General features: G+C 30.3%; 3 protein-coding genes. 1 reads left to right on the forward strand and 2 read right to left on the reverse strand.

What is annotated here, in order from left to right:
- Nucleotides 1-32: 32 nt before the first annotated feature.
- Nucleotides 33-152: a helix-turn-helix domain-containing protein gene (locus ACTHW2_RS11920; RefSeq protein WP_442264136.1), complete on the forward strand. Its 120-nt coding sequence runs from the start codon at nucleotides 33-35 to the stop codon at nucleotides 150-152.
- A 133-nt stretch (nucleotides 153-285) separates the two neighbouring features.
- Here ACTHW2_RS11920 and ACTHW2_RS11925 read toward each other — a convergent pair whose 3' ends face one another.
- Together ACTHW2_RS11925 and ACTHW2_RS11930 are read right to left on the reverse strand one after the other, a co-directional pair.
- On the reverse strand, nucleotides 286-2,958 hold the full coding sequence (locus ACTHW2_RS11925; RefSeq protein ID WP_442264134.1) for an N-6 DNA methylase: 2,673 nt from the start codon (nucleotides 2,956-2,958) through the stop codon (nucleotides 286-288).
- 92 nt (nucleotides 2,959-3,050) lie between these two features.
- Nucleotides 3,051-3,588: DNA-methyltransferase (locus tag ACTHW2_RS11930; protein WP_442264135.1), on the reverse strand; the 538-nt coding region annotated here is incomplete at its 5' end.

Genomic DNA, 3,588 nt, shown 5'->3' on the forward strand with positions numbered 1-3,588 from the left:
GAGCAAGAGGGCGAAAAGGTGGCCGTCCTTCATTGCCAGATTATAAGAAAAGAGAGATTAAATTTTTATATGATGAGCAGAAGCTCACAGGTGAAGAAATTGCTAGACACACAGGCGTAAGTCGATCTACTGTTTATCGAATTGTTAAATAAAGCAGAATCATAATAATATATAAAAATTAAAAACACAACATAGAATCTATGTTGTGTTTTTTAATACACCTATAATGGAAGTTTGTTAATTATACAGTTCTAAGTTAATGTTAAAATTTTTTATATCAATCAACTACTTTTTGGCTGATATTCTTCTCTTAATTAGTGTTACTAAACTAGTTGCCATAGGCTGATATATTTCTTCGTTAACCCCAAAAAAATTCAGAACTAGTTTATTGAATGTAATCCAATCCGTATCCTTCACCTGTTCAAAAACTGTAGTTATTTTTTTTGTCTTAAGTTTTCCCCATAATGTTAATAGTTGATCTTTTTGTTTATTTGATAATAATTCTATGTTTGGAATATGAATTTGAATGATACCTTCTTTAGTTAAATCAGTCGCCCCTTGACCTCTACCAAATCCAGATCCAGCTAACATATATTGAGCAAGTATACTATTTAATATTGCATGTAAAACATCTATATCTTTAAGAAACATTGGTTTCACACGAAAAGCTGTAACCCTTTGATTAACTGCCATTTGGGGCTTCATGAGACTCCAAAAATATCTATCTTGTGGATTTATTGACGTTATAAAATCTGCATATTGTGGAGACTGGTCAGCGTTAAACCATTTTTCTCCTAACTTGCTTTTTCTGCTCATCGCTGTTTTACTATTCTTTATCTCCTCTAGATAATCTAATGTTTTCTTCATATTATTTTTTCTAATTTCTTCTAAAGTATACTTTGTGTAAAAATAATAATATTCTGTATGGGAAACTTCATAAGAAGTAACGTTCTTTATAGTTTTTAAATAAGGTACTAGATTTTCTGTATTCACTTTTTTATCATTCATTATGAAGATTGGGTCTCCTCCTGTGCGTGTGCCACGACCCCCTTCTAGAAAATTACTTAAAGGAGTTAACTTTCCATTGAAATTATTCAACCATTGCGTATCATCAAACAGTGACTCTATTGAGAGCCCTTTATTTAAACGTTCTATAATTTGAGATTTTTTTAAACTTTGTTGATTATATAAAGGATTAGGTTCATTTAATTTAAGATCTATGATTAAATCATTAATTTCGTCTATATTACTATATTCAGAAGTAACTCTATTATCTAGTGAAATGAAACGAGTAGAACTATCTTCAGAATCAACTTTTTTCTTTAAGACAATGATATTTGTCATAACAGACGCATTTTGAAACCATCTACCCGAACTAGGAACCACTATCATTTCTACGTTATATATTTTACTTATAGTTTTAAAAAACGACTTATATCCTTTTTGAACTTTAGTCCAAGAATTAGATATAACCACCCCAATTCTTGCATCTTCATTATCACTTATTAATGTATTTAGATGTATTATTATTGCTTGGTACAGATCAATTTTATCATTTAAATCATCATAAAATTCAATAATATTACTTATATATTTTTGATCTTCTTCATTTCTAGAATTACTACTAATAAAAGGTAAATTTGATATAATATAATCAAACTTCGGCAGTTTTATTTCTTCTAATTCACCTGTAGAAGGATTAACAATTTTCACTATTTCTCCACTTTTCATATTTAAAGTGTTTTTTTGAAAAACAATATTCTTTAGATTTAAACTGTCAGAGCTGGTCATATTTAAATTAGCTATTTGAAGAGGATAACCATACCTATCTGATGCCCAGACATGATCATGTATATATGTATTACTTTTTCCATAACCTTTTAATAGATTCTGTATTTCATTAGCTATTGTTCCAGACCCCGTAGTTACATCTGCAAATTCTCCTTCAGTTTTTATAACAGTTAGGCCAACTAAAATTTTAGATAAAGCCCTAGGAGTTGTATAAAGTCCCATCAATTCTCTCACAGTAGTATCAATGATATTTTCTAGAAGTTTAGAAATAAATGAATCATTAGCAGTTGAAAAATCAGAATTTGCAAGATATACATTAAATTCATTAAGATTATTAACAACTCTTTGTGGAAGATCATCCTCATATTTATCAACATGTAGAATTGTATAAAAATCCGTTGTGTTTACTATTTCATTTAATTGTTCAGAAAAAGATTTAATATCAGAGGACCTTGAAAACTGAACAAGCATATTATTAACCTTGTTTTGTTTTTTCTTTAAGAGATGACAAAAAATCAATCGATTAATCCAACGGATGATAACATTTCTTGCATATGCGTTAGCTATTACTTCATGTGGTTCATTCTTAGATACATCATTTAGTTCAGCTTGCTCTTTTGTTCTCCATCTAGTCATAAAACTGCGCAACATTGTATCGTTACTATCTAAATAATACCCAGAAAGAGATGGCGCTAGTTTATCTGCAATCGTTGTAACATAACTAGATATATTAAATTCAATTGGTGCTGATTCGAATTTATCCGCTATTATTTCTTGATTTAGGTATTCTAATACTATGTATAGCTGTTCTTTCCAAACATTACTGTTTAAATTGACACTATTTCTGTCAGTCAAAATGTGAGCGTAACTATCGAAAAATTTAGTAGGACTTAGTGGCCAACCCTTATCTTCTTTAATATATATAGATGCATATTGAAAATTCCATAGAACAAATGCTTGTGTTCCCATTCTATTAGCTTTATCGAGTGCATTTGAATATAATTCTTGATCATCTATATGTACATCAGGCATCTTAAATTCCCATCCCATGAGGGTTTCATTTCTATCCTTATCTGAAAAAATAATTGCATCTGGAAATAATGTCTTATTTCTATCGTCATCAAAAATTTTTGAGTGAAGTGAAAGTTCTCCCACTGCCGATTTCATTATCCAATCGTTGTTATGAAACAACATATTCATCTCAACAATTATCTCGCCGCCTTCGCTTCTTTCATTGGATTTTAATTTATAATCACTCATTATAACAACTCTCCTTTGGTTAAATTCGCATCAATAATGCTATCTAAAGTTGTATCGTTCCTTGTTTTTAATTTAGCGAGGGTTTCATTTATCCTATTTTGAGTAATTGTAATATAATCTACTGGGTTATTTTTAAACAATGCAACGTTTTCGTTTTTTTCAATTCCAATAAAATTTCGCCCTTCTTGAAGTGCAGCAACTAAAAAGGACCCCGATCCAGAAGTATTATCTAAAACTACATCTCCCGGGTTAGTAAATGTTCTAATTAAATAACGTCCTAATTCTACGGGCTTTTGAGTTGGGTGAACCACTGATCCCTCTGATTCAGCAGTTTTGAAATATAATATATCAACGGGATAACGACTACCTGTACTTTCGACCAATGTTGGTTCAAAATCACCATATGAACCAGTAACTTGGTTTTTTCTAATCCCTTTAGAATAAGCATCGCCTTGACTCATTTGGGGATTATAAGTGGGTTGTTTTTTATAAAAAACTACTATATCCTCATGCTTTCTTAAAGGTTGCTTCTTAGCA

This window comes from Tissierella sp. (assembly GCF_052089545.1).
Lineage (GTDB): Bacteria > Bacillota > Clostridia > Tissierellales > Tissierellaceae > Tissierella_A.